1 protein-coding gene is annotated in these 246 nt (G+C 46.7%); it reads left to right on the top strand.

Annotation, left to right across the window (positions count from 1 at the left end):
* Positions 1-51: 51 nt before the first annotated feature.
* The coding region (gene tatA / locus ACX9YW_RS23415) for a Sec-independent protein translocase subunit TatA (RefSeq protein ID WP_460351181.1) at positions 52-246 on the top strand (195 nt) is incomplete at its 3' end.

Below are 246 nucleotides of genomic sequence, written 5' to 3'. Positions count from 1 at the left end.
CTACCGTATAATGCGGCGCACGAATAACCCCTATCAATAGAGGTGATTAAAATGGGTGGTATCAGTATTTGGCAGTTATTGATTATTGCAGTGATCGTGGTGCTGTTGTTCGGTACTAACAAGCTGCGTACTCTGGGCTCCGATCTCGGGGCATCTATCAAAGGTTTTAAAAAGGCGATTGGTGACGAAGATAAAACCCCTCCATCGACTAACGCAAACAACAGTGCCGCACCACAGGATGCAGAC

This window comes from Pseudoneobacillus rhizolycopersici, from assembly GCF_054786815.1.
Note: the sequence above shows the minus strand (reverse complement) of the source record. Positions and strands in the feature narration are given on the sequence as shown.